Annotated in this window: 24 protein-coding genes, 1 tRNA gene and 2 riboswitches; of the genes, 18 read left to right on the forward strand and 7 right to left on the reverse strand. The window is 48.3% G+C overall.

Going from position 1 to position 25006, the window contains the following annotated elements:
* Positions 1-26: 26 nt before the first annotated feature.
* The 3 genes from AC0QUU_RS06305 to AC0QUU_RS06315 form a co-directional block, all read right to left on the reverse strand.
* Entirely contained in the window at positions 27-860 is an 834-nt protein-coding gene (locus AC0QUU_RS06305; RefSeq protein ID WP_474545283.1) for an ABC transporter permease, read from the reverse strand.
* Complete coding sequence (locus tag AC0QUU_RS06310) at positions 853-1767, reverse strand: ABC transporter ATP-binding protein (RefSeq protein ID WP_474545284.1); 915 nt, start codon at positions 1765-1767, stop codon at positions 853-855. Before AC0QUU_RS06310 ends, AC0QUU_RS06305 begins: the two co-directional genes overlap by 8 nt.
* Positions 1768-1866: 99 nt before the next feature.
* Positions 1867-2556, reverse strand: coding sequence for a response regulator transcription factor (locus AC0QUU_RS06315; RefSeq protein WP_474545285.1), 690 nt, complete (start codon positions 2554-2556; stop codon positions 1867-1869).
* 320 nt (positions 2557-2876) lie between these two features.
* Here AC0QUU_RS06315 and AC0QUU_RS06320 point away from each other — a divergent pair, with 320 nt between their 5' ends.
* The 12 genes from AC0QUU_RS06320 to AC0QUU_RS06375 all read left to right on the forward strand — a co-directional run bounded on the left by AC0QUU_RS06320 (position 2877) and on the right by AC0QUU_RS06375 (position 12059).
* Positions 2877-3659: a Uma2 family endonuclease gene (locus AC0QUU_RS06320; protein WP_474545286.1), complete on the forward strand. Its 783-nt coding sequence runs from the start codon at positions 2877-2879 to the stop codon at positions 3657-3659.
* Between the two features lie 215 nt (positions 3660-3874).
* Positions 3875-4033, forward strand: a complete 159-nt coding sequence (locus AC0QUU_RS06325; RefSeq protein ID WP_474545287.1) for a hypothetical protein — start codon at positions 3875-3877, stop codon at positions 4031-4033.
* A 138-nt stretch (positions 4034-4171) separates the two neighbouring features.
* Positions 4172-5140, forward strand: a complete 969-nt coding sequence (locus AC0QUU_RS06330) for a DNA/RNA non-specific endonuclease (protein ID WP_474545288.1) — start codon at positions 4172-4174, stop codon at positions 5138-5140.
* Positions 5141-5266: 126 nt separating this feature from the next.
* A tRNA-Trp gene (locus AC0QUU_RS06335) sits at positions 5267-5337 on the forward strand.
* A 30-nt stretch (positions 5338-5367) separates the two neighbouring features.
* Positions 5368-5472: riboswitch (TPP riboswitch) on the forward strand.
* A 356-nt stretch (positions 5473-5828) separates the two neighbouring features.
* Positions 5829-6026 (forward strand): sulfur carrier protein ThiS, encoded by a 198-nt coding sequence (gene thiS, locus AC0QUU_RS06340; protein WP_474545289.1) that lies wholly within the window; start codon positions 5829-5831, stop codon positions 6024-6026.
* 3 nt (positions 6027-6029) lie between these two features.
* Positions 6030-6656 (forward strand): sulfur carrier protein ThiS adenylyltransferase ThiF, encoded by a 627-nt coding sequence (gene thiF / locus AC0QUU_RS06345; protein WP_474545290.1) that lies wholly within the window; start codon positions 6030-6032, stop codon positions 6654-6656.
* A gap of 31 nt (positions 6657-6687) precedes the next feature.
* Complete coding sequence (locus AC0QUU_RS06350) at positions 6688-7464, forward strand: thiazole synthase (RefSeq protein WP_474545291.1); 777 nt, start codon at positions 6688-6690, stop codon at positions 7462-7464.
* A 13-nt stretch (positions 7465-7477) separates the two neighbouring features.
* A complete protein-coding gene (thiH, locus tag AC0QUU_RS06355) occupies positions 7478-8695 on the forward strand; it encodes a 2-iminoacetate synthase ThiH (RefSeq protein WP_474545292.1) in 1218 nt (405 codons plus the stop codon).
* On the forward strand, positions 8688-9287 hold the full coding sequence (locus tag AC0QUU_RS06360; RefSeq protein ID WP_474545293.1) for a thiamine phosphate synthase: 600 nt from the start codon (positions 8688-8690) through the stop codon (positions 9285-9287). Before thiH ends, AC0QUU_RS06360 begins: the two co-directional genes overlap by 8 nt.
* Positions 9284-9655, forward strand: a complete 372-nt coding sequence (locus AC0QUU_RS06365; RefSeq protein ID WP_474545294.1) for a GntR family transcriptional regulator — start codon at positions 9284-9286, stop codon at positions 9653-9655. The genes AC0QUU_RS06360 and AC0QUU_RS06365 overlap by 4 nt, the downstream gene beginning before the upstream one ends.
* Positions 9656-9657: 2 nt before the next feature.
* Positions 9658-11076: a hypothetical protein gene (locus AC0QUU_RS06370; RefSeq protein WP_474545295.1), complete on the forward strand. Its 1419-nt coding sequence runs from the start codon at positions 9658-9660 to the stop codon at positions 11074-11076.
* Between the two features lie 110 nt (positions 11077-11186).
* On the forward strand, positions 11187-12059 hold the full coding sequence (locus AC0QUU_RS06375; protein ID WP_474545296.1) for a DegV family protein: 873 nt from the start codon (positions 11187-11189) through the stop codon (positions 12057-12059).
* 121 nt (positions 12060-12180) lie between these two features.
* Here the strand turns inward: AC0QUU_RS06375 and dapA are convergent, their stop codons facing one another.
* Positions 12181-13065: a 4-hydroxy-tetrahydrodipicolinate synthase gene (gene dapA, locus AC0QUU_RS06380; RefSeq protein WP_474545297.1), complete on the reverse strand. Its 885-nt coding sequence runs from the start codon at positions 13063-13065 to the stop codon at positions 12181-12183.
* Positions 13066-13180: 115 nt separating this feature from the next.
* A riboswitch (Lysine riboswitch) is annotated at positions 13181-13352 on the reverse strand.
* A 226-nt stretch (positions 13353-13578) separates the two neighbouring features.
* On the opposite strand from dapA, the gene AC0QUU_RS06385 reads away from it, so the two are divergent.
* From AC0QUU_RS06385 to pflA, 5 genes are all read left to right on the forward strand, one after another.
* Complete coding sequence (locus tag AC0QUU_RS06385; protein ID WP_474545298.1) at positions 13579-14382, forward strand: FAD binding domain-containing protein; 804 nt, start codon at positions 13579-13581, stop codon at positions 14380-14382.
* Positions 14383-14913, forward strand: a complete 531-nt coding sequence (locus AC0QUU_RS06390; RefSeq protein ID WP_474545299.1) for a (2Fe-2S)-binding protein — start codon at positions 14383-14385, stop codon at positions 14911-14913.
* Positions 14910-17237 carry a xanthine dehydrogenase family protein molybdopterin-binding subunit gene (locus tag AC0QUU_RS06395; RefSeq protein ID WP_474545300.1) on the forward strand — a complete coding sequence of 776 codons (2328 nt, stop codon included), beginning with the start codon at positions 14910-14912 and terminating at the stop codon, positions 17235-17237. The genes AC0QUU_RS06390 and AC0QUU_RS06395 overlap by 4 nt, the downstream gene beginning before the upstream one ends.
* 363 nt (positions 17238-17600) lie before the next feature.
* The gene (gene pflB / locus AC0QUU_RS06400; RefSeq protein ID WP_474545301.1) at positions 17601-19859 is read left to right on the forward strand and encodes a formate C-acetyltransferase; all 2259 of its coding nucleotides are present in this window, start codon (positions 17601-17603) and stop codon (positions 19857-19859) included.
* Between the two features lie 145 nt (positions 19860-20004).
* A complete protein-coding gene (pflA, locus tag AC0QUU_RS06405) occupies positions 20005-20751 on the forward strand; it encodes a pyruvate formate-lyase-activating protein (RefSeq protein WP_474545302.1) in 747 nt (248 codons plus the stop codon).
* Positions 20752-20796: 45 nt separating this feature from the next.
* Here pflA and AC0QUU_RS06410 read toward each other — a convergent pair whose 3' ends face one another.
* Entirely contained in the window at positions 20797-22104 is a 1308-nt protein-coding gene (locus AC0QUU_RS06410; protein ID WP_474545303.1) for an MATE family efflux transporter, read from the reverse strand.
* 272 nt (positions 22105-22376) lie between these two features.
* Here AC0QUU_RS06410 and AC0QUU_RS06415 point away from each other — a divergent pair, with 272 nt between their 5' ends.
* Complete coding sequence (locus AC0QUU_RS06415; protein ID WP_474545304.1) at positions 22377-23546, forward strand: DUF4317 domain-containing protein; 1170 nt, start codon at positions 22377-22379, stop codon at positions 23544-23546.
* Between the two features lie 125 nt (positions 23547-23671).
* Here AC0QUU_RS06415 and AC0QUU_RS06420 read toward each other — a convergent pair whose 3' ends face one another.
* Both AC0QUU_RS06420 and AC0QUU_RS06425 read right to left on the reverse strand, forming a co-directional pair.
* Entirely contained in the window at positions 23672-24274 is a 603-nt protein-coding gene (locus AC0QUU_RS06420; protein ID WP_474545305.1) for a cytidylate kinase-like family protein, read from the reverse strand.
* 17 nt (positions 24275-24291) lie between these two features.
* Entirely contained in the window at positions 24292-24714 is a 423-nt protein-coding gene (locus tag AC0QUU_RS06425; protein WP_474545306.1) for a MarR family winged helix-turn-helix transcriptional regulator, read from the reverse strand.
* Between the last annotated feature and the right edge of the window lie 292 nt (positions 24715-25006).

Below are 25006 nucleotides of genomic sequence, written 5' to 3' on the forward strand. Positions count from 1 at the left end.
AGGGCTGTTACGCCCTCCTGAATCTTTTATTTGATGTTTTCCTTTCGGAAAATAAATATGCCGGCCCCCGTAGTCACCAGAAGAATTCCGGCAGAGTAGACGGAGAGCAGCCCGGGTTCATCTACTGACATCATGGAGAGCTGCATGACCTGTCCGGTGGGCAGAAAGTCATTGCAGAATTCCATCACATCCCGCACGGCACCCCTTGGGTAGTCTGTGTTTGGCTCAGCGGGAACAGTGATTTCGTTTCCGGAGTCATCGATATAGCTGTAACTCTCCCATACTTCCGGCTGATTTAAACCGGATGTGATTACCATGGAAACCAGAAGCAGGAAAAATACAGCCAGTATATTGATTACCGCGGTAACAGCCCGGCTCTGGCAGATCATTGCGGTCAGGGTAAGAAGACCTGTAAACGCAAAGCTCATCATAAAGCTGACCAGCACCATAACTGCAATATCCTGTACATTTATGGAAAAGGGGCCTAAGAGCGGTATGCCGATCAGAAGAGACGCGCACAGGAAGGACAGACACATCAGCAGACCAGCTGCAAGGCACACGATCAGGTTTGACAGATAGATAGCGCTCCGGGTATGTCCGATGACCAGTTTGTTCCGGATCGTGCCGTCATTGTATTCGGTGCCGATAAACAGGCTGATAAATGCTGCCAGCAGGATCCCGATTACAGTAACGTACACAAACAATCCGCTGTCCAGGGGAATGGATGTGTTATATTTCTCCTGGTTGTAAAATTCAGCGATCTTAATATACCCGCCGAAGAGAAACATAAAGATCATAAAGCCCTGGAAACATTTGCTTTTCCTCAGGCGTGAGAAACCCGCATTTAATAATCTACTCATTTTTCTTCCCTCCAATCAGATTGACATAATAGCTCTCCAGACTTTCCTCCCGCTCGGTCAGCGAGATTACGTCGCAGTTTTCTCTGTCGAGAGCAAGAACAAGACGGGTGATGTTGATCTTCCCGTAAATGTCTGCCATTGTATCGGAGAAAATTCTGTATTCCAGCCCGATTTCATCAAGAACCCGGGAAAATGCGCTGATGTCGGACACCTGGACCCGGATGCATTTGCGGCACGCCGCATCCAGCTCTTTTGCGCTCATTTCTTTTACCATGTGACCTCTTTCAATAAATCCGTAGTGGGTGGCCAGCCTTCCCAGTTCGTCGAGGATGTGGCTGGATATAAGAAAAGTGATGCCGTTTTCCCGGTTCAGTTTCAGAATCAGTTCCCGGACTTCTATAATGCCCTGAGGATCCAGGCCGTTGATGGGTTCATCCAGCACAAGGAAATCCGGATTGCCTGCCAGCGCGATGGCGATGCCGAGACGCTGCCGCATTCCAAGAGAAAAATTCTTTGCCTTTTTCCGTCCTGTGTCAGCCAGCCCTACCAGTTCCAGAAGCTCAGGAATATCGTCAAAGGAAGGAAGTCCGATAATCCGGTACTGTTCCTTTAGGTTATCTTCCGCGGTCATGTCCAGATAGATGGAGGGTGTTTCTACCACCGCGCCCATTCTCCTGCGGTGTTTTGCGATGCCGGGTTCGGTATTGCGCGCTCCGTACAGAGCATAACTGCCGGATGTGGGCTCCTGAAGTCCGCAGATAAGACGGATCAGCGTTGTTTTCCCTGCTCCGTTTTTCCCGATAAATCCGTAAATGGCTCCTTTGGGCACATGGATGGAAAAGTCGTCCAGAGCCTGAAAGTGCCGATAGCGCTTGCAAAGCGCGTCTGCTGTCAGAATATAGTCCATAATTCAAGCCTCCTGTCAGTTGTTTTGTAAATTTGATTATGGAAAGTATTCTATCCGGCAGGGGTTAAGAAACCGGTAAAGAAAAGGGTAAAGAAACAGTTAAGATTCGTTTTCCGCGGCAAGATCTTCATTCAGTTTAAAGCCGATTCCCCACACAGCTTCAATATAATCCTTTCCACTGACCTCTTTCAGTTTCCTGCGCAGGTTGCTTACGTGGACTTTCAGTGAACTTTCCACACAGTCCGGAGTGTCCTCGCTGATCCGGTCCAGCATGAGCGATTTGGTGATCACCTGGGACGGATTCCGGATAAGGAGCTTCAGTATGGCATACTCGGTTTTCGTAAGACGGACCTGCAGACCGGATACTGTAACTGTCCGGGAGGCCGTATCAAGCCGGATGCCGTCAAAAGTAAAGACCGGGGAATCCTCCACGGCAGCAGCGGCTTTCCTCAGCTGTACGGCAATGCGCGCCAGAAGTTCGCTGCGGTCAAAGGGTTTTGTAATATAGTCCGAAGCGCCGCCCAGCAGCAGTTCTACCTTGTCGCTTACAGCCGCCTTCGCACTCAGGACAATAACCGGAATATTCCGGATCAGGGGCAGCAGCTCCTCGCCGCTTAAACCCGGGAGCATCAGATCCAGCAGGATCAGGTCCGGTCTGTGGGAGGAAAGGTACAGAAGCGCCTCGGTTCCGGAATACGCCCTTACAGTGCTGTAGTTTTCTTTTGCCAGCAGCTCTTCCAGCATATCGCCGATACAGACGTCATCGTCAACAATCATAATTTTTTTCAAGTAAAACACCTCCGCTGTTGTTAATAAATGTTTCTGAAATTTCAGAATGGATGACCAGATTTACGCGTTTTTTCATGCCTATTTTAGTCGATGGGACAGATGAATGCAACCGGATTCCGGCAAATCAGTCTGAACATCTCCGGAAAAACACCAAATGGAAATAAAATGGAAATTTATTTGAAAGAAGTGTTGAAAAATGGATTTCTGCGTGATATGATTTTCTCAGAAACCAATGGCAGGGACGACAGTTTTTTGAATCCGGGGTAAGAATTGCGGCAGGAACAGGAAAAGCGATATGACCGGATACAGGAGGATGAAATATGACTGTACAGGAAATGCGGGAAAGGAAGAAGGAACTGGGGTATACCTATTCTCAGATTGCGGAGTTGTCCGGAGTGCCTCTGGGCACCGTGCAGAAAGTGCTTGGCGGAATTACCACAACGCCCCGGTATGAGACGCTGATGGCTCTGGAGCAGGTGCTGGGAGAAAGCGAGGGAATGTTCCTGAGAGAACCGAAAAGCGCTTATCTGACAAAAAGCCAGGGCGACTACACGCTGGATGATTATTATCTGATTCCGGATGATATGCGGGTGGAACTGATTGACGGAGTGATCTATGATATGACGGCTCCTACGTCGGCCCACCAGCTGATCGCAGGATTTATTTACAGTAAACTATTGGGACATGTTCTGGAGAAAAAGGGGGAATGTCTTCCGATGATCTCTCCTCTGGATGTCCAGCTGGACTGTGACAATAAGACTATGGTGCAGCCGGATGTCATTATCGTGTGCGACAGAGATAAGATCATTAACCGCTGTGTTTACGGCGCGCCGGACTTTGTTATTGAGGTGCTTTCAAAGTCAACCAAAAAGAAAGATTCTGTCATCAAACTTCAGAAATATATGAACGCGGGAGTGAGAGAGTACTGGATGATTGATCCGGAACGGAAGACAGTTGTAGTGTATGATTTTGAAAATGAAGAATATCCGATTATATATGGATTTGACGCGGAGATTCCCGTCAGGATATGGAACGGGGAATGTCAGATCAGTTTCCCGGAATTATATGAACATATCCGTTTCCTGTATGAACGGAAGAAATGAGTGGCTCAGGGGCCCGGCCGGTACGGACGGGTATCCTTCAGGGCAGGCTCAGAAAAATGACGAATATTCCGAAGGACACAGAATTTTCAACTTAATAAACGAAGTATAAATTATTATAAAATAACTGGCAAAAGCGGTGACAGCGCGAAATCCTTCTGTTAAAATACATCCCAGAAACAAACAGGTTTCAATATGGATTCAGGAGGACATGAAAGATGCTGAAAGAATATTTTTATATGTTTATTTTATATACTGACATGGGAAAGAAGCTGAAGGATATCCTGAACAGCCTTTTCCCGGGCCTGATCCGGGAACCTCAGAGAGTTCGGGTTCCGGTTCAGGGACAGGATGAAAGAAACATGAACAGAAGATAGCAGAAAACCCAGAATGCCGCCGCTTATGCCGCGGCGTGCGCAGTGCAGAACTATATGAGCTGAGGCGCACGTCCGGGCGATGCCGGCGGCATTTTTGCGGCTGCGGCGGATTTTTCGGGAAACGGGGAGAATGAGAAAATGAGAAAACCAAAAGGAAGAAATGAAAATCAGAGGGAAAAATATTCCGGCAGAGAGCTGATCCTGTCTGTTCTGTTCGCTTTGCTTCTTACAGCATGCGGCGGCGCGCAGCCGGAATCTTCAGAAACCACAGTATCATCTGCTCAGGAAGAAACCACGCAGGCAGAAAATTATGATTCCGTCCAGGATGTGCCGGAATACAGCGGCGAGCCGTATGTGGAGATCAATGATAACCAGCCGGAGTTTGAAGAGCAGGAACTGGTTACGGTCTCTTATGAAGAGTACAGTGAACTGGATGAGCTGGGCCGCTGCGGAGAAGCGGAGGCATGTATCGGCGAAGATCTCATGCCCACTGAAGAACGGGAACCGATCAGTCAGGTTGAGCCTACCGGATGGGAGAACAAAGCCTATGACAATGTGGATGGGAAGTACCTCTATAACAGATGTCATCTGATCGGCTACCAGCTCTCCGGGGAAAATGCAAATGAAGAAAATCTGATTACAGGGACGCGGTATATGAATACAGAAGGAATGCTTCCTTTTGAAAATATGGTGGCAGACTATGTACACAAGACAGAGAATCATGTTATGTACCGGGTAACGCCGGTTTTTCAGGGAGACGATCTGGTGGCGTCAGGTGTTCAGATGGAGGCAGAGTCTGTGGAAGATGACGGAAAGGGCATCTGTTTTAATGTATATGTATACAACGTCCAGCCGGAGATTACCATTAATTATTCCACAGGCGACAACTGGTTTTCCGGACCGGGAGATGAAGCGAAGAGCAGTGAAAGCGGAAATCAGCCGGCGGAAGAACAGACATACATACTGAATACCAATACCCGCAGATTTCATAATCCGGACTGCTCCGGAGCAAAAGATATAAAGGAAAAGAACCGGGAAGAGTATACAGGAACAAGAGAAGAGCTTCTGTCAGAAGGGTATGAGCCGTGTGGGAGGTGCAAGCCGTAGGCGATTTGAATTTTTCGGCGGAAACTTTCTTCCATCCACAATTTCAAATTTCTCATAAAAAATGTTGACAAATCCTATATTGCCCAGTATAATATACAAGTGTCTTGCGAAGAGCAGGCTTTATACAGGGGATTGGTCAAATGGTATGATAGGGGTCTCCAAAACCTTTGGTGGGAGTTCGATTCTCTCATCCCCTGCTTTTAAAGTTTTATAACTTTAAAACTGTAAATTGAAAAATGGGGAGCTTGTATACAGGCTGAGAGGAAGTTAAGAACTTCGACCCGAAACCTGATTTGGATAATGCCAACGTAGGGATGATTTCGTTAATGTACGGGAAATGGCATATCCATTTCCCGATTTTTTTGTTTACAGAGACGGCCGGCGGATGCCTTGGAAGATTCAGAGGCTATGCGGGTTGTCTGCTAATATGAAAAACGAATATTGCCGGACATAGAGTGAACCAGAGGTTCACGAAGGGGTGCACCACCGCGGGTGTATTCTTTCGTGAACCTCTTTTTGTACTGGCGATGAGCCAAAGTCCGGGTTTGCCCGGGACCCTGGTGAACGCTTACAATCCCGGAATGTGCCTTTTGGCACTTCAGGTGATTTATTTCCCTGGAAGTACTTTGTACTCTTCCGGAGAATAAAATTACTCTTTGCATCCGGCCGGGAAGGGAGGCAGGATATCGTGATACGTGTAAATGGAACAGAAGAAGCTTATTCCGAAGAAATGACAGTTATGGAATATGTCAGTGCAAAAGGATACCGCACAAACCGGATCGCCGTGGAGAAAAACGGGCAGATCGTTCCAAAGAGCGCCTATGAAAGTACTGTGATAAAAGACGGCGACAGTCTGGAAGTGGTCAGCTTTGTGGGAGGAGGCTGAAAAATGGTTACAAGAGAGGAACTGAAGGAAGCACTGGCAGAAAGACACGGCCGGGAGACGCAGGAAATTCTGGCCCGGTCAGGCGCCGCCATTGCAGGTCTGGGAGGACTGGGCTCCAATATTGCCTTCAGTCTTGCGCGGACAGGGATCGGATATCTGCATCTGATTGATTTTGATTGTGTGGATATAACAAACCTGAACCGACAGCAGTATTTCATTCATCAGATCGGTATGAAGAAGACAGAGGCGCTGAAAGAAAATCTGCTGCAGATCAATCCCTATCTGGAGATACGCACAGACTGCGTGAAAGTAGAAGAAAGCAATGTCAGGGAACTTCTGGCGGAAGACCGCTATATTTGTGAAGCTTTCGACAAAGCAGAGAATAAGGCAATGCTGGTCAATGCGGTTCTGGAACATTTTCCGGAAAAATATCTGGTGGCCGCCAGCGGCATGGCGGGATTTGGTGACAGCAACCGGATCCGTACCAGAAAAGTGACGGAGCATTTCTATCTCTGCGGCGATGAGACTTCCGATGCAGAGAAAGGAATCTGTCTGACTGCGGCCCGGGCGGCGCTCTGCGCGGCTCATCAGGCAAATATGATTGTAAGCCTGATACTTGAAAATGAATAAAAGAAAAAGAGAAACAAAAAGGAGAAAAAACATGAACACAGAAAAGGATACCTGGAAATTAGGAAACCATGAATTTACATCCAGATTTATTCTGGGATCAGGGAAATATTCCCTGGAGCTGATACAGGCGGCTGTTGAAAACGCCGGCGCCCAGATTGTTACTATGGCGCTTCGCCGGGCAAATGAAGGCGGACTGGCTAATATTCTGGATTATATCCCTGAAAACGTAACCATTCTTCCGAATACATCCGGAGCAAGAAATGCAGAGGAAGCGGTCCGGATTGCCCGCCTGGCAAGAGAAGTCTGCGGCAGTGAATTTATCAAAATTGAGATTATGCGGGATACTCGTTATCTTCTTCCGGATAATTATGAGACAATCAAAGCTACGGAAATTCTGGCAAAAGAGGGATTTGTGGTAATGCCCTACATGTATCCGGACCTGAATATGGCAAGAGATATGGCGGACGCCGGCGCTGCCTGTATCATGCCTCTTGGCGCCCCGATCGGTTCCAATAAAGGACTGTGTACAAAAGAATTTATCCAGATTCTGATCGATGAGATTGACCTGCCGATCATTGTGGACGCAGGAATCGGAAGACCTTCCCAGGCATGCGAAGCCATGGAGATGGGAGCGGCGGCCGTGATGGCCAATACGGCAATTGCTTCATCAGGAGATGTGAAAGCTATGGCAGGCGCGATGGGACAGGCGGTTCAGGCAGGACGTACGGCATATCTTGCAGGTCTGGGTCAGACCAGGGCCAGAGGAGGCAGTGCATCTTCGCCACTGACAGGATATCTGCGGGATTAGGAGGAAACAAAAAATGAGTACAGATCAGCATATTAATGAAAGTATTTTAAACGATGAGATCCGGGAGCATCAGAAAGAGAACCGGACAGACCACATGGCCTATCTGCCGGATATGGAGAATATCGGTTCTGAGATGCTGGATCAGGTTCTTGCAGAGACTGCAGCGTATGACTATGACGCATTTACGGCGGATGACGTGAGACACGCGCTCAGGCAGGAACGGAAGTCTCTGCGGGATTTCCAGGCTCTGTTATCCCCTGCGGCCGGATCTTTCCTGGAAGAGATCGCACAGCAGGCCCAGGCGGAGACGCAGAAATATTTTGGGAATTCCGTCAGCATGTTTACTCCCGTATATATTGCAAATTATTGTGAAAACTACTGCATTTACTGCGGCTTCAACTGCCACAACCACATCCGCAGAGCCCAGCTCAATACAGAAGAAATCCGCCGGGAGTTTGCGGCCATTGCCAGGACTGGGCTTCAGGAGGTCCTGATTCTGACGGGAGAAAGCCGGAAGAAATCAACTGTGGAATATATCGGTGAGGCTGTAAAAATTGCAAAGGAATATTTCCGAGTCATCGGTCTGGAAGTCTATCCTATGAATTCTGACGAATATGCATATCTCCATAAATGCGGAGCGGATTATGTAACGGTTTTCCAGGAAACCTACAATCCGGACAAATATGAAACCCTTCATCTGGCCGGACATAAGCGGGTGTTCCCTTATCGGTTCCATGCCCAGGAGAGAGCGCTCATGGGCGGAATGAGGGGCGTCGGACTTGCGGCGCTTCTGGGACTGGATGATTTCCGCAAAGATGCGTTTGCAACGGGAATGCATGCATACCTGCTTCAGAAAAAATATCCCCATGCGGAGATCGCGTTTTCCTGTCCAAGACTTCGGCCTATTATTAACAATGATAAGATCAATCCTATGGACGTGCATGAAGCCCAGCTTTTGCAGGTTGTGTGTGCTTACCGCCTTTTCATGCCTTTTGCCAGCATTACGATTTCCAGCCGGGAATGCGCGAGGGTCCGGGATAATCTGGTTCAGATCGCGGCAACCAAGATTTCTGCCGGAGTCAGTACGGGCATCGGCGAGCACGGGGAAGAAGTGCAGGATAAGGGCGACGAACAGTTTGAAATTTCGGACGGACGTACAGTAGACGAGGTTTACGACGCGCTTACAGAGAATCATCTCCAGCCTGTAATGGCGGATTATATTTATGTGTAAAGGAAGAACAATGATGAATGAAATCATGTGGAGCAATGTGATCGCAGTGACAAACCGCAGGCTGTCAGCAAGACCATATCTGGAACAGATCGAAAGAATCTGCATCCGGCATCCCCGGGCTGTTCTTATAAGGGAAAAAGATCTGACACGGGAAGATTATGCTCATCTGGCTGCCAGAGTATATGATATCTGCCGCAGTCATCATGTTCCGTGTATTTATCACAGCTTTATTGATGAGGCTTGCAGCGCCGGGGCTGAAATGATCCATCTTCCCCTCCATCTTCTGAGAAAGTATGCCGGCCGGCCGATTCTGACAGAATTTGGAAAAATCGGCACATCCGTTCATTCCAGAGAAGAGGCGGAAGAGGCCGCGGCTTTGGGTGCTTCCTATATGACGGCAGGACATATATTTGCAACAGACTGCAAAAAGGGGCTTCCTCCGAGAGGGCTGCCTTTTCTTCGGTCCGTGTGTGAAGCAGCAGAAATTCCTGTCTATGCGATCGGAGGTATTCATACCGAAGAGCAGGCGGAAGAGGCAATGGCAGCAGGAGCGGCGGGAGTGTGTGTAATGTCGGAGGCCATGCAGATATGAGCAGCGATATACCGATCTACGTACAGCTGCGAAATCAGATCGTTACCGGAATCGGGAAAGGGGAACTGAAGGCCGGCGAATCTCTTCCTTCTGTCCGTCAGATGGCCCGGGATGCGGGAATCAACAGTATGACGGTAAATAAAACCTATCAGATTCTGAAGACGGAAGGGTTTATTGAGATTGACAGGAGGAAAGGCGCCACCGTACGCCCGGTGCAGAAGACAGAGGGCCGGTTCCGGGAGAAGCTGGAGGCAGAGCTGGAGATTCTGTCTGCGGAGGCTTGTATAAAAGGGATGCCGAAAGAGGAGTTCCTCAGAATCTGCGAGGAAATGTTTATGAGCATGCATCCGGCAGAAAGTGAGGCATAGATATGGACGTGGTTCTGTTTTTTATCTTTCTGATCTGTGACCTGATAATTGTACCGATCTGCTGGTTCTCTTACGGGAATCAGAGTGAGTACAGAGAAGGAATGGTAATGGGAGTTCATATTCCGGCCCATGCGGTGGAAGATCCTGAAGTGACCAGGATCTGCGGCAGAACGCAGAAGCAATGGAAACGCTTTCATCAGATCAGCCTGCTGCTGAGTATGCTTATCTGTTTCCTGTGCTTTTATAATTTTACCCTGTTTATTATTGTATGGTCCGTGTGGCTGACAGGATATGTAGCAGGGCTTTACTGGCTGATTGTTGTTCCTCACCGGCAGATGTATCGTCTGAAACTCAAACGGGGCTGGCTGGATGCGTCGAGTATGCATGCCGTGCGCATCGATACATCTGTGTCGGCGTTTTCCGGGAAAATGGCGCTTGACTGGAAATGGCATCTGCCGCCTGTGCTTCTGACGTCGGCCACAGCGCTTCTTCTGCACAATATGGAGCAAAGATACCGGCTGAGTTCCGGGGAAATGACGGCAGAATGGGTGATGTATGTGTCCGGAGTGTTCACCTGTCTTCTTTTTCTTGCCTTGCATGTCGGAATTGTACGGCAGGCAAACCGGGTGTACAGCAAAAATACGGAGATCAATCTTGCCGCTAACCGGCTGATGAAACGCGCCTGGTCTCAGGGGCTGGTGTCGGCTTCCTGGATCAGCGGCGGGGCGTGGATTTTCCTGGCGTTCTGCGGATCTATATCCGGTCCGGATCTGCCGGCCGGCTGCTATGGCGTCTATGCATTTTTTCTCATGGTTTCGGCAGTGGCCCTGCTTGTACCTCTCGGACTGGCAGTGGGAAAGAGAAAGGAAATTCTGGACGCGGATCAGGCGCCCTGTTATGTGGACGATGATGTATACTGGAAATACGGATGGTATAACAATCCGAATGACCGTCACATTCTTGTACAGGACAGGTTTAACAGCATGAATTATTCTTTTAATTTCGGGAGACCTGCGGTAAAAGTGATCCTGGGAATCCTGGCGGCGGCTGTGGCGGGAATCGTAATCTGGACGTTTTCTCTTCTGGCAGCTTTTGAAAATGTACAGGTTCTTTTTCAGGAAGAAGGTGAAGTGTATCGGTTTGAAGCGGCGGGATATGAGTACGAATTTTCAGGAAATGATATTCAGTCGGTGAAGCTGATTGACGAGCTGCCGGATGAGCGGTTCACACGAACGAACGGTGGAAGCACGGAAAAGGTTAATATCGGGCATTTCCGTGGAAGAGAGACAGGAAAGTGTATGATGTTTCTATATAATGACTGTACTCCGGTTCTGGAAATACGTCTGGATGATATGACGGTATTCGCGAACAGCCGGGATCCGCAGGAGACGGAGCGGTGGCTGGATATGCTGTCGGAATAAGCGGATACGGCTCGGGCAGGAACGGACTTTTTCTTTCCTTTCCCTTCTGTTTTATGCTATAATTGGTCGTGGCGGAATACGGAAAATAAATACAGACAGGAGGAAGGATCATGTCCGATTATGTAATTACAACAGATTCCAATTCAGATGTTCTTCCGGCATTTATAAAGGAGAACAATCTGACGATCATCCCTCAGTATTATGCGTTCGGGGATACGGTTTACGGTGATCAGCTCAATATGGAGCCACATGAGTTTTACGAAACCATGCGGAAAGGGGAAATGCCGAAATCGATGGCTAATAATCCCGGGGTAATCCGTGAGAAATTTGAAAAGCTGCTAAGAGACGGGAAAAATATTCTGCATATTGCCTTTTCAAGCGCTTTGAGCGGAAGCTGCAATAACGTGGTAATGACGGCAAATGAGTTGACCGAGGAGTATCCGGACAGAAAGATCATGGTATTTGATTCTTTGAATGCATCCCTCGGCGAGGGCGTGTCCGTATACCGGGCAGTGGAATTGTGGAAATCCGGAAAGTCCATGGAAGAAGTGTACGATATACTGACGGAAGAAAAGGATCACGTTAATGTATCCTTTACTGTAAATGACCTGAATCATCTGCAGAGAGGCGGCAGGGTATCGAAGACTACTGCAGTAGTGGGGAGCCTTGTAAATATTAAGCCGATACTGACTGTAACGGCATCCGGGAAACTGAAGGCGGACGGTACGGTGAGGGGAAGAAAGAAGTCCCTGAAAACACTGGTGTCCAGGATGGAAGATGCTCTTGATCTGGATGCATACGGAAAAGACCGCATGGTTGCCGTGCTTCACGGAGACTGTCTGGATGAGGCGCAGATTGTGGCGGATATGGTAAAAGGCCTTGGATTTACCAATGTTGTGATCAACGATGTGAGCCCCAGTATCGGAACACATGCCGGACCGGGTGTGGTGGGACTGGTATTTTACGGCAAAAAGCGTTCATAACAGAAAATGAAACATAAAAACTGCAGAAACTGTACGGATTTTTCATCCGCAGCTGTTTCTGCAGTTTTATTTTTATCTGCCGGCTGAATCATATATGATTTCAGAGAATGCTGTGGAAATCTTACAGCAACCCGAAATCTTTCATCGCCTGGCGAAGGGTCTCTTTATGCGCGTCTTCCATTTCTGTCAGCGGAGCGCGGAGAGAACCTACATTTTTGCCCATCATATTGAGAGCAGCTTTTACGGGGATCGGGTTTACTTCACAGAAGAGAGCGTTGCACAGCGGAATTGCATCAAGCTGCATCTTTGCGCTTTCTTTTACGTTCCCTTCCAGATATTTCATAACCATATCATGAACATATTTCGGCGCCACATTGGACAGAACAGAGATTACTCCGATTCCTCCAAGGGAGAGAAGGGGTACAACCTGATCGTCGTTTCCGGAATACAGATCAATATTTCCATCGCACAGGTGCATTATTTCTGCAACATTTCCGATATTGCCGGATGCTTCTTTCACACCGACAATAGAGTCTACATTTTTTACAAGATGCGCCAGTGTCTTCGGCTGAATGGAACATCCTGTACGGCTGGGTACGTTGTAAAGAATTGCCGGGAGCGGCGCTTCTGTGCAGATTTTTGTATAGTGTGCTATGAGTCCGTTCTGGGTGGCTTTGTTATAGTACGGGGTTACAAGCAGCAGTGCGTCGGCGCCGTCTTCCATAGCCCCTTTTGAAAGCTGAACCGCTGTAGCAGTGCTGTTGGAACCGGTTCCGGCAATAACAGGAACTCTGTGTTTTACCCGTTCTACAGTGAAACGGATTGCCTCGCTGTGTTCCTCTTCTGTCATGGTCGCGGATTCGCCGGTGGTGCCGCAGATGATAATTGCGTCTGTGCCTCCTGCGATCTGCTCTTCCAGCATTTCATCCAGTTTGTCATAATTGATTTCCAGATTTTCTTTCATGGGTGTAACAATCGCTACACCTGCGCCTGTAAAAATTGCCATTCTTTTCTCCTCCTTAAATGGTGAGCGCTTTCGGAGACTCCTCTGCACTCTGGTGAACAATAAAAGAAACGGCAAGATGCGCCGTCTCCAATATACCTCTCTGAAAAGCTGTATATATCCAGATAGCTCTCCATCCTGCGATGACAGTCATGGCATTTTTCACGCCATGCCCAAGAACAAGGCCTCAGGCACCTTCCTCTTTCGGCATCCTTTCCTTTCAGATGAGCTCTTCTGCTCCTGATACATCCTTCATCTTACTTATAAAAAATGCGACCTCTATCTACGTTTCTGTATAAAGAAATGATACCATCGGCATCAGGGGATGTCAACCAGTTTCCAGATACGGACTTCAAAAGTCGAAAATAATATGAGGAGAGCGAAAAACTGGTATAACCGGAAAGAATAGCTGAAATTCTGCAAAAATTGTCGGATAAGAGAAAATGTAATTGCACTTTTACCCGCCCGGTTTTACAATACAATAGAAAGAAAAAAAGCCAGGAAAGGAGAGCCATTGTGCTTACGATCAGTAATTATGTAAAGGCGAAGACGCTGGAGGAAGCGTATGAACTGAATCAGGCGCGCAGCAGCCGCGTGATGGGCGGAATGATGTGGATGCGGCTGAGCAACGCGAAGGTAAAGACCGTAATTGATCTGTCCGGTCTCGGACTGGACCAGATTGAGGAAACGGACAAGGTATTCAAGATAGGAGCCATGTGTACGCTGCGGCAGCTGGAACAGTGTGAGAGGCTCAGAGAAGAGTATGGGGACGGAATTGCAGAAGCTGTGCGCCATATTGTGGGGGTGCAGTTCCGCAATCAGGCAACGGTAGGAGGAAGTATTTACGGAAGGTTCGGATTCTCGGATGTGCTGACCGCGTTACTGGCTCTTGATACTTTTGTGGAACTGTACGACGGCGGCATTATCCGTCTGTCAGAATTTGTAAACCGCAAACCGGACAGAGACATACTGGTGTCCATTATTATCCGTAAAGGAAAGAGGAAATTCCGTTATTCATCTGTCCGCCGGACAAAGACAGATTTTCCTGTCATCGCCTGCGCGGTAGTTACCGGGATTGTTCATGGAGAGGAATCCTGGTATTTCTCTGTGGGCGCGAGGCCGATGAAAGCGGCGCTGACGGAGAGAAAATGGAAGCTTAAGCCGGATGAAACAGAAGAAGCCATCGCGGCATGCGCAAAAGAAATAGCTGCGGAATTCGATTATGGAACAAATATGCGGGGCAGCGCAGAGTACAGGCAGCATCTTGCCGAGGTTCTGCTGCGCAGATCCATAAGCTCTATGTTAACGGAGGATAAATAGATGGAAGTTCGGTTTATATTAAATCAGAAACAGGTTGCCGTGGACGCTGCTCCGGATGCGGTTCTGATGAATGTGCTCAGAGATCTGGGGTGCAAGAGTGTGAAATGCGGCTGCGAGACAACAAACTGCGGGCTCTGTACCGTCTGGATCGACGGAAAATCCCGCCTGTCCTGTTCGGTGCTGGCAGCCGGCGTGGAAGGACATGAGGTGACAACGCTGGAAGGCGTGGAACAGGAAGCCGAAGAGTTCGGACGTTTCCTGGCAAAAGAGGGAGCGGAGCAGTGCGGATTCTGTTCCCCGGGATTCATTATGAATGTGCTTGCAATGATGCGGGAATATGAAGAAAAGGCGGAAAAATCCGGCAGAGCATCGGACGCCGTCCCGGATGTAGAGGAAATCAAAGAATATCTGGCGGGAAATCTGTGCCGTTGTACCGGGTACATGGGACAGCTTCGCGCAATACAGAATTATATGGCGGAGAGAAAAACGGCAGAAGAAAATGTGCCGGAGAAGAAGGAGGTGCGGGCATGAGCGGATCCTGTGAAAAATTATCGGATTTAAGTTATGTGAACCATCCGGTTCCGAAGGTGGACTCTGAGTCTCTGGTCACCGGAAAGGCCGTGTATACCAATGACCTTGCCCCTTCAGACTGTCTGATCGTAAAGCTTGTAAGAAGTCCCCATGCCCATGCACTGATTCAGGAGATTGACACGGCGCGGGCGGAGGCTGTTCCGGGAATCGTATGCGTTCTGACTTATAAAGACTGTCCCGATAAACGATTCACCCTGGCAGGTCAGACATATCCCGAGGCAAGTCCCTATGACAGGTTGATTCTGGACCGGCGGATGCGCTTTGTGGGAGACGCGGCCGCTATTGTGGCAGGTGTTTCTGAAGAGGCGGTTAAAAAAGCTGTAAAGCTTGTGCGCATCAAATATGAAGTTCTGGAGCCGGTGCTGGATTTCCGTAAAGCAAAGGATAATCCCATCCTGGTCCACCCGGAAGATAATTGGAGAAGCCTGTGCAACGTAGGCGCGGACAATAAGCGGAATCTCTGCGCTCATGGCGAATGCGGGGAAGGGGATATCGACGCGGTGATTGATTCCTGCGATTACGTGGTTGACCGTGTGTATCATACAAAGGCGAACCAGCAGGCGATGATGGAGACATTCCGGACCTATACTTATCTGGACGCATACGGCAGACTGAATGTAGTGTCCTCCACACAGGTACCTTTTCACATAAGGCGCATTCTGGGCAATGCCCTGGATATTCCAAAACATAAGATTCGTGTGATCAAGCCCAGAATCGGAGGCGGATTCGGCGCGAAACAGACGTCTGTATCGGAGATTTATCCGGCCATAGTAACATGGAAGACCGGACGCCCTGCGAAGATTATCTTTACGCGGGAAGAGTCTCTTACCGCCTCTTCGCCCCGCCATGAGATGGAGATGCATGTCCGGGTGGGAGCGGATAAGGAAGGGAGAATCCGTGGAATCGACCTTCATACTCTGTCCAATACCGGCGCTTTCGGAGAGCACGGACCGACTACTGTCGGGCTGTCAGGTCACAAGTCTATCCCGCTTTACGGGAAGACGGACGCTTTCCGGTTTACTTATGATGTGGTCTATACCAATGTAATGTCTTCCGGCGCTTACCGGGGATATGGCGCTACCCAGGGGATTTTTGCGGTAGAGTCCGCGGTTAATGAGCTGGCGGAGAAGATGGGCATGGATCCGACCGTGCTGCGGGAGAAAAATCTGGTCCGTGAGGGACAGGTGATGCCTGCTTATTATAACGAGAGAACAGACAGCTGCGCCCTGGACCGGTGCCTTGCCCGGGCAAAGGAAATGATTGACTGGGACAGAAAATATCCATGCTATGACTGTGGAAACGGCAAAGTCAGAGGCGTGGGAGTCGCTATGGCCATGCAGGGCTCCGGAATATCCCATGTAGATACCGGGTCCGTTGCCATCAAGGTGAATGACGATGGATTTTACAGCCTGATGGTCGGCGCTACGGATATGGGAACCGGCTGCGATACAATTCTGGCGCAGATGGCGGCGGAATGCCTGGAGTGCAGCATGGATGATATAATTGTCCACGGAGTTGACACGGATATTTCGCCTTATGATACCGGATCCTATGCGTCCAGTACTACCTACGTTACGGGTATGGCAGTAGTAAAGACCTGTGAGACACTGCGGGAGAAGATATGCGCCACAGGGGCCGGTTATCTGGGATGTTCCGTGGAGGATGTTCAGTTTGACGGTGTGAATGTGACGAACCTGAAGACCGGAGAGTCCATCTCCCGGAAAGAAATCGGAAATAAAGTGATGTGTTTCAGCAATGAAGCACTTTCTGCCAGCGAGGCATTTTCTTCCCCGACTTCGCCGCCGCCGTTTATGGCAGGCATCGCGGAGGTGGAGATCGACAAGGAAACCGGAACAGTGGAGATGGTGGACTACGCGGCGGTTGTAGACTGCGGCACGGTAGTCAATCCGGCTCTGGCACGTGTTCAGGTGGAAGGCGGTATCGCGCAGGGAATCGGCATGGCTCTGTTTGAGGATATTGTATATAACGAAAAGGGAAAGAACTACAGCAATTCTTTCATGCAGTACAAGATTCCCAGCCGGCTGGATGTGGGAAAAATCCGTGTCGAATTTGAGAGCAGTTATGAACCTACGGGACCTTTTGGCGCAAAGTCTATCGGAGAAATTGTAATTAATACTCCGGCGCCGGCTATTTCAAACGCTGTTCAGAATGCGGCGGGCGTGATTGTGCGTGAACTTCCGATTACCGCTGAGAAAGTGTACCGGGGTATGCAGGAGAATGAAAAAAATAAGGTTTCTTTATAAATAATAAATAAGATGAATTTCAGGCGCGGAGTTCTATGACCTGTATAAGGCTCCGCGCCGTTTTTATGCTGTCTGCCGGATATTGTTCCGGGAAAAATACAGGAACCGAAGAGCTATGAATACAACAATATACAGTGAGCAGTACAGTAGAAAAACACAAGATATACGAAAAAGTTACTGTTTGATACCGTGTATATTGTATAAAATTAAATACAAGGCTGTTTCTGAGAATGATTATCGAAATAGGGCTTGTCTTTTTTTTAACGTGATGTTATACTAGCGCATGACAGGTGAGAGGGGTGACCCGGCACCGATTCATTATTATTAACAGGAAAAAGATTTCACGGAGGAGGTTTTCAGAAAATGGCAAAAGCAAATTTTGACCAGTGGGCAGGCTTTAACGGAAAGCTCTGGAAAGAAGAAGTTAACGTTCGTGACTTCATCCAGAATAACTATACTCAGTATGACGGAGATGAGTCTTTCCTTGCGGGCCCGACAGAAGCAACAGATAAATTATGGGGAGAACTGCAGAAACTTCAGAAAGAAGAGCGCGCGAAGGGCGGCGTTCTTGATATGGAGACAGAGGTGGTATCCGGACTGACAGCTTACGGCCCGGGCTACATTAATGAGGATATGAAGGATCTGGAGCAGGTTGTAGGTCTTCAGACAGACAAGCCGCTGAAGAGAGCGTTTATGCCTTACGGCGGAATCAAGATGGCTGAGCAGGCTTGTACGACATACGGATATACGCCGAGTGAAAAACTGCATGAAATCTTTACAGTATATCATAAAACACACAATCAGGCTGTATTTGACATCTATACACCTGAGATGAAAAAGGCACGTCACAACAAAATCATTACAGGTCTTCCGGATACATATGGAAGAGGGCGTATTGTCGGCGATTACCGCCGTGTGGCTCTCTATGGTATTGATTACCTGATTGAGAAAAAACAGTCTGATTTTGTCGAGTATGAGAGACACGGAATGAAGGGAACAGATTTCCGTCTTCGTGAGGAGATCGCAGACCAGATCCGCGCCCTTAAGGGAATGAAAGAAATGGCAGAGTCCTACGGTTATGACATTTCCCAGCCGGCAAAGAACGCGAAAGAGGCAGTTCAGTGGCTGTATTTCGGATACCTTGCCGCAATCAAGACACAGAACGGCGCCGCGATGAGCGTGGGACGTGTGTCCACATTCCTTGATATTTATATCCAGAGAGATCTGGAGAACGGAACGCTGACAGAGGAGCAGGCACAGGAGCTGATTGACCATATGGTTATGAAGTTCCGTATGGTGAAGTTTGCCAGAATTCCGTCTTACAACGAGCTGTTCTCCGGCGATCCGGTATGGGCAACACTGGAAATGGCGGGAATCGGAATGGATGGGCGTCATATGGTAACAAAGAACGACTACCGTTTCCTTCACACACTGGAGAACATGGGACCGTCACCGGAACCGAACCTGACTGTGCTTTATTCTTCACACCTTCCGGAGAACTTCAAGAAGTATGCGGCGTATATTTCTGTTAAGACAAGTTCCATCCAGTATGAAAATGACGATGTAATGCGTCCGGTATGGGGCGATGACTACTCCATCTGCTGCTGCGTATCCGCAACAGAGACAGGAAAGGAAATTCAGTTCTTCGGAGCCCGCGCGAACCTGGCAAAATGCCTTCTGTACGCGATCAACGGCGGTGTTGACGAGAAGACAAAACAGCAGGTATCTCCGCTGTACAGACCGATCACATCCGAGTACCTTGACTATGATGAGGTTATGGAGAAATACGATCAGATGATGGAGTGGCTGTCCAAACTGTATGTAGATACACTGAACATGATCCACTATATGCATGACAAATACTACTATGAGGCAGCTGAGATGGCACTCATCGACACCAATGTAAGACGTACATTTGCAACGGGTATCGCAGGTTTCTCACATGTAGTTGACTCCTTAAGCGCAATCAAGTATGCAAAGGTAAAAGTAATCCGTGATGACGATGGACTTGCTGTTGACTATGAGGTGGAGGGTGACTTCCCGAGATACGGAAACGACGACGAACGTGCAGATGAAATTGCAGTATGGCTGCTCCGCACATTTATGAGCAAGCTGAAAAAATGCCATACATACAGAAATTCCGAGCCTACAACTTCTATCCTTACTATTACATCCAACGTTGTATACGGTAAGGCTACAGGATCTCTTCCGGACGGACGAAAAGGCGGCGAGCCGCTGGCTCCGGGAGCAAACCCGTCTTACGGCGCAGAGAAGAACGGACTTCTTGCTTCCCTGAACTCTGTCGCAAAACTGCCGTACGAGCAGGCGCTTGACGGAATTTCCAATACACAGACAATCAGCCCGGGAGCGCTGGGACATGATGACGATGAAAGAAAGAACAATCTGGTACATGTACTGGACGGTTACTTCGATCAGGGCGCGCATCATCTGAATGTAAATGTATTCGGCACAGAGAAGCTGATCGACGCAATGGAGCATCCGGAGAAAGAAGAGTACGCAAACTTCACAATCCGTGTATCCGGTTATGCCGTAAAATTCATCGACCTGACAAGAGAGCAGCAGCTTGACGTAATCGCAAGAACCTGCCATGACAGAATGTAAGAATAGCGGATACATCTGACCGATATTGAATGAACAGAGACAGGCGGAACGATAAGTGCCGCCTGTCTTGCTGTAAGAGCAGACACAGACTATGGGCAGCGCCGCGGGCGGCCCGCGGATCGCTGCGTTCCCGAAAGGAGAAAAAATGCAAGGATACATTCATTCTACCGAAAGTTTCGGCTCTGTAGACGGGCCGGGCGTACGGTTTGTTATTTTTGTCAGCGGATGTCCCATGCGCTGTCAGTTCTGTCACAATCCGGATACATGGAATATGACGGACGGAGAGCTGCGCAGTACGGATGAGCTGATAAAGAATGCTCTCCGCTACCGGACCTACTGGAAAGACGGTGGAGGAATTACGGTCAGCGGCGGAGAACCGCTGATGCAGATTGATTTTCTGACAGAGCTTTTCAGGAAGGCCAAAGAACAGGGGATTCATACCACTATAGATACAAGCGGCGCGCCTTTTACAAGGGAAGAGCCTTTTTTCGGAAAATTTAATGAACTGATGAAATATACAGATCTTCTGCTGGTTGATATAAAACATATCGATGATGAACAGCATAAGATCCTGACCGGACGGAGCAATAAAAATATTCTGGACATGGCAGAATATCTGTCTGATATAGGAAAGCCGGTCTGGATACGGCATGTGCTTGTGCCGGAAAGAAATGACACAGATAAGTATCTTAAAAAACTTTATAGCTTTATAAAGACATTAAATAATGTACAAAAAGTTGAAGTGCTTCCATATCATACTCTGGGTGAATATAAGTGGAAAGAGCTGGGGTATGAGTATCCGCTTGCGGGAATCGAACCGCCGGCAAAAGAGCGGATCAGAAATGCAAATGAGATTCTGCATACAGATAAAGGGACGGACTCCTCACGCTGAAATATTCTGACAATATCAGCGAAAGGGGTCCGTCCCCCTTTCTTCTTATTTTCTGAAAATAAATATAATTGACAGAATACAGACCAGTGCTTCTGTTACCGGAACTGCCATCCAGATGCCGGTCAGGCCCAGAAGGGCTGACAGAAGCCAGGCAGTTGGAATGATCAGTACAAATCCTCTCAGGATGGACACGGCGAATGCTTCTTTTGGCCGGTCAGCCGAGCTGAGGAAGGCTGCGGCAACAATATTGATCCCTGAGAAGAACAGGCTGATAAAATAGATCCGCATGCCTTCTGAAGCGATTGACGTAAGGATCGGGGTGTGATCCCGGTTAAACAGTTCTGCGATGGGAACGGCAAATATACTGATCAGCCCATAGGCCAGAAACGCCAGAAGCAGAGAAGCGCAAAGGGCATACCTGCGCAGTCTGTTTCGCTGGTGCCGGCCGGTTTCTCCGGCATACCAGCTGACAACGGGCTGGATACCCTGGCCGATTCCTGTAAAGATAGATACCAGCACCAGAGCGATATTTGCCAGGATTCCATAGGCGGCGACTCCGGTGTTGCCGCTCAGTCCAAGAATCAGGAAGTTAAATACAATAATTACAATGCCGGAAGACATTTCTGTAATCAGGGAAGATACTCCCAGACCGCAGATATCTTTCCAGCGGATCAGGGAAACTTTCGTCCGGACAGGGCGGAAGTTATTTTTCTTTCGGATAAAATGCTGAGACATAATCAACATACTTACAACAGGGGCGGTTGCCGTGGCTATGGCGGCTCCTGTCATACCCATGCCAAGCGGATAGATAAATACATAATCCAGCACAATATTTGTCAGACTTCCCACGATCATTCCCGTCATGGACAGGCGGGGAGAGCCGTCATTCCTGACAAAACACAGCAGAATATTATTTCCCAGGAAGAGCGGGGAAAATATGAGGAGGATGCGGATATAGTCTGCGGCATATCCGACCGTATCGGCGTCTGCTCCGAGGAAAGATGCTATCTGTGAGGGAAACAGCGCTCCGGCAGAACTGAAAATTATGGCCGCCAGGATACCCAGGTACAACGCATGTGTAAAAATTGTACGGTGGATTTTATTGTCAGATCCCGCAGCGGACAATGTATAGCGGGCGGCAGAGCCCATACCGATCATCAGGCCGGTGCCGTTCATCAGACTGTAGGCCGGAAGAACCAGATTCAGCGCGGCCAGCGCGTCGGCACCGATTCCTCTCGCGATAAAAAAGGTGTCAGCCAGGATATAGCAGGAATAGCCGATCATTCCAAGAACATTGGCAGACACATATTTCAGAAAAACAGGGAAAATCTTTTCTGTAGGTGCAATACTCATAATTTTTTGTTCCTTTCCTGTAATAGAATAAAAAAGGCATTCATACCCGCTCCTGCTGTGGCCTGACGGCGCGGGATGAATGCACTGTACAGTTCCTGCCCGGCGGCAGGAACAGGCATAGTCTTTATAAAATGTGAACTATGTGCTTTAAGTCCTTCGCTATAGTATCACAGAAATAAAGGGAAATCAAACCTTTTTTTTGCGGGAAATCAGGTGTAGAATATTCGTGTATGACTGTGCGCGGGTAAGAGGATATGCGAGGAGGATATGACATGAACAAGAAGGAAATACTGGAGATCCGAAAACAATTTACGCCCCGTAACTGTGCCATAACGAGAATATGTGGGTGCTATGTGGATCATGAAAAAGTAAAACAGATGGAGTCAAAGGACGCGTTTCTTTCCCTCCCGGAAGAAGAGGCGTTCAAATATTTTGATATCTTTAAAAAGACACTCTCGGGAACAGTGGGGAAAAATATGCTGAATCTGGAGTTTCCGCTGGATGCGGAGATGCCCGGTGGCGCCCAGGAATTCCTGCTTAAGCTCCGGGACAGCAAGCTGCAGGACGATATGCTTCTGGAAGAATTTTATGATAAGGTCATTGCAGCCTATGATTATGGAGAAAACTATTACATAATTCTGATCCACGCAATGTATGATATTCCGGGCAAGGCTTCAGACGGCATGGAGATGTTTGACGCGTCAGATGAAGTGTACGAATACCTGCTGATGAGCATCTGTCCGGTTGTCCTGTCAAAAGCAGGACTCAGCTATAACGCTCAGGATAACCGGATTCAGGACCGGATCCGGGACTGGATTGTGGATATGCCGGACAAAGGATTCCTTTTCCCTGCCTTTAATGACAGAGGAACAGATCTGCACAGTGTTCTGTATTATACGAAAAAATCCGAGGATCTTCAGCCGGAGATGATCGAACAGCTTCTTGGAGCTGCCACGCCCATGTCGGCGGATACCCAGAAGGAGACTTTTCAGACGATTATCGAGGACACTCTGGGTGAGGACGGGGATTATGAGACTGTGCGGAATATCCATGAAACTCTCGCGGATCTGATGGAGGAGCACAAAGAAGAGCCGGAGCCGCTGACACTTGACTGTACAGATGTGAAGAAAATATTTGAGCAGAGCGGAGTCCCGAATGAAAAGATGGAGACTTTTGAGAAAAATTTCGCGGAAAACGCGGGAGAGAAAGGGCAGCTGCAGGCCTCCAACATTGCGGAGACGAAGAAGTTCAATATTGAGACGCCGGATGTGATTATCAAGGTAAATCCGGACAGAGCAGATCTGGTGGAGACAAGGATTATTGACGGAAGACAGTGCCTGGTTATTCCGGTAGATGATCATATAGAAGTAAACGGCATCAGCGTCAGAACGATTTCCCGAAGACCGGAGCCCGGCAAAGAAGAATCCTCTGCTTCAGAATAGAAAAATCCCGGACCGTATCCTGTGCGTTTCATCTCTGGAATCGCACGCGGTGCAGCCCGGGATTACTTTTATGTAAAATTTGTGGCCGGGATCTGTGAGAGCAGAACCGGATTGTGCCGGACGTCCTATGCGGACGGAGCGTCAATCGCGCAGAGCAGAATCCGGGCGCATTCATCGGGTGAGAGAACAGAAGTATTCAGCGCCATATCATAATTTTTCTTGTCTGACCAGTCTTTGTCTGTCCAGAATTTAAAATAGTCCCTCCGTTCCCGCTCTTTCTTTTCCATCATTTTCTTTGCCTGTTCCGGAGTTACGTTTTCTGTGCGGACGATCCGGTCGATCCGTTTATCCATGTCGGAGGAATAAATAAATACTCTGACTGTACGGGGATTATCCCTGAGAATTTCTGTGGAACTTCTGCCGATAAACACGGCGGGACCCTGCATTTCCAGGGCTTTTATTGTTTTCTGCAGCTCATAGTACAGTTCAAATGCCTGTGAATTATTGCGGTTATAGTTGTAACTTGCCAGAAGCCCGATATTGTACAGGACATTTCCTGTTCTTTTTTCATCATATTCTTTCAGCATATCAAGAGACAGTCCTTTTGATTCAGCCACCTGAGCTATCAGGCTGCCGTCATAGCAGGAAATGCCTGCCTTTTCTGCCACCCTTTTTCCGATTTCACGGCCTCCGCTGCCAAATTCCCTTTCGATTGCAAGTGATTTCATAAAACAAAACTCCTTTCTTACTTTCCGATATTTCTGAGAACAGCATCCCGTACAATCCGGATAAATTCCTCTGAGTCCTCCGGCCCCAGAAGTTCCAGAAATTCAGCCATGCGGCTGATCACATCTTCGTATCTTCCCTTTACCTCCTGCTTTCCTGCTTCGGTGATATATACCAGAACCTGCCGTTTGTCCTGAGGATTCTGCAGACGCCGGGCGAATCCTTTCTTTTCCAGCGTATTCAGAATAGCCGCAGTCCGGGAACTTCTGATATCAAATGCAGAGGTCAGTTCCCCGGCGGAAGCACCGTCATGCTGAAATGCAAGATAATAAAGGACAGCCTGTTCCCCTGAGGCCAGGCTGGTCAGATCACGGATCATTGCCGTACGGTTCAGCTGTCTCATATAGTGAAGGAAATATTCTGCACGATTACGGTAATCCATACTGTATCTCCTTTATATCTCATACTATGAGATAATATACCACCATACAGGCTGTGATGTCAACAGGCGGGGGAGGACAGTTCTGACGGCGTTTTTGGTTTATATCAACAAATGAAGAGGCGATATTTAAATAAATGATTCGGCTATAAAACTAAATTTGTGTAAAAAGTATGAAAAAAATGTGAAATTATATTTTTTTACTTGCTTTTTTTATGCAATAATACTAGTCTAATATTTAGTTGCCTAACTAAACGTTTTCTGTTCCCGGCAGATCAGCTGCCGGATCTGCGGA

The sequence above is a fragment of the Mediterraneibacter sp. HA8405 genome, assembly GCF_056148955.1.

Excerpts from the sequence above, each read along its gene's own strand:
- AC0QUU_RS06305 (WP_474545283.1), bottom strand. The coding sequence starts at position 860 with ATGAGTAGATTATTAAATGCGGGTTTCTCACGCCTGAGGAAAAGCAAA.
- AC0QUU_RS06310 (WP_474545284.1), bottom strand. The coding sequence starts at position 1,767 with ATGGACTATATTCTGACAGCAGACGCGCTTTGCAAGCGCTATCGGCAC.
- AC0QUU_RS06320 (WP_474545286.1), top strand. The coding sequence starts at position 2,877 with ATGACTGTACAGGAAATGCGGGAAAGGAAGAAGGAACTGGGGTATACC.
- AC0QUU_RS06325 (WP_474545287.1), top strand. The coding sequence starts at position 3,875 with ATGCTGAAAGAATATTTTTATATGTTTATTTTATATACTGACATGGGA.
- AC0QUU_RS06330 (WP_474545288.1), top strand. The coding sequence starts at position 4,172 with ATGAGAAAACCAAAAGGAAGAAATGAAAATCAGAGGGAAAAATATTCC.
- thiF (WP_474545290.1), top strand. The coding sequence starts at position 6,030 with ATGGTTACAAGAGAGGAACTGAAGGAAGCACTGGCAGAAAGACACGGC.
- AC0QUU_RS06350 (WP_474545291.1), top strand. The coding sequence starts at position 6,688 with ATGAACACAGAAAAGGATACCTGGAAATTAGGAAACCATGAATTTACA.
- thiH (WP_474545292.1), top strand. The coding sequence starts at position 7,478 with ATGAGTACAGATCAGCATATTAATGAAAGTATTTTAAACGATGAGATC.
- AC0QUU_RS06360 (WP_474545293.1), top strand. The coding sequence starts at position 8,688 with ATGTGTAAAGGAAGAACAATGATGAATGAAATCATGTGGAGCAATGTG.
- AC0QUU_RS06365 (WP_474545294.1), top strand. The coding sequence starts at position 9,284 with ATGAGCAGCGATATACCGATCTACGTACAGCTGCGAAATCAGATCGTT.
- AC0QUU_RS06370 (WP_474545295.1), top strand. The coding sequence starts at position 9,658 with ATGGACGTGGTTCTGTTTTTTATCTTTCTGATCTGTGACCTGATAATT.
- AC0QUU_RS06375 (WP_474545296.1), top strand. The coding sequence starts at position 11,187 with ATGTCCGATTATGTAATTACAACAGATTCCAATTCAGATGTTCTTCCG.
- dapA (WP_474545297.1), bottom strand. The coding sequence starts at position 13,065 with ATGGCAATTTTTACAGGCGCAGGTGTAGCGATTGTTACACCCATGAAA.
- AC0QUU_RS06390 (WP_474545299.1), top strand. The coding sequence starts at position 14,383 with ATGGAAGTTCGGTTTATATTAAATCAGAAACAGGTTGCCGTGGACGCT.
- AC0QUU_RS06395 (WP_474545300.1), top strand. The coding sequence starts at position 14,910 with ATGAGCGGATCCTGTGAAAAATTATCGGATTTAAGTTATGTGAACCAT.
- pflB (WP_474545301.1), top strand. The coding sequence starts at position 17,601 with ATGGCAAAAGCAAATTTTGACCAGTGGGCAGGCTTTAACGGAAAGCTC.
- pflA (WP_474545302.1), top strand. The coding sequence starts at position 20,005 with ATGCAAGGATACATTCATTCTACCGAAAGTTTCGGCTCTGTAGACGGG.
- AC0QUU_RS06410 (WP_474545303.1), bottom strand. The coding sequence starts at position 22,104 with ATGAGTATTGCACCTACAGAAAAGATTTTCCCTGTTTTTCTGAAATAT.
- AC0QUU_RS06415 (WP_474545304.1), top strand. The coding sequence starts at position 22,377 with ATGAACAAGAAGGAAATACTGGAGATCCGAAAACAATTTACGCCCCGT.
- AC0QUU_RS06420 (WP_474545305.1), bottom strand. The coding sequence starts at position 24,274 with ATGAAATCACTTGCAATCGAAAGGGAATTTGGCAGCGGAGGCCGTGAA.
- AC0QUU_RS06425 (WP_474545306.1), bottom strand. The coding sequence starts at position 24,714 with ATGGATTACCGTAATCGTGCAGAATATTTCCTTCACTATATGAGACAG.